The organism is Bartonella sp. AA86SXKL (assembly GCF_042196885.1).
Genome location: NZ_JBHIRE010000454.1, coordinates 1 through 278 on the forward strand (window position 1 = coordinate 1; position 278 = coordinate 278).

General features: G+C 42.8%; 1 protein-coding gene. It reads left to right on the forward strand.

The window, feature by feature from the left end:
* The coding region (locus ACFIO5_RS12600) for a zinc-binding dehydrogenase (protein ID WP_375705587.1) at positions 1-278 on the forward strand (278 nt) is incomplete at both ends.

Consider the following 278-nt stretch of genomic DNA (forward strand, 5'->3'; position numbering starts at 1 on the left):
CAGGTGGTTCCGGTATTGGCTCAGCAGCCATTCAACTCGCAAAACAAAAAGGGTGTACAGTTATCACGACTGTCGGTTCAGATGAAAAAATTGCAAAAGCACAATCTCTTGGTGCGGATCATGTTATTAATTACCGTAAAGATCGTTTTGAAGGTGTTGTGCGCAAATTAACCAAAAAAAAAGGTGTCGATGTTGTTTTTGAACACGTAGGTGCAGAGACATGGAGCGGTTCTCTGTTGTGTATGAAACCAGGAGCACGCTTGGTAACTTGTGGTTCT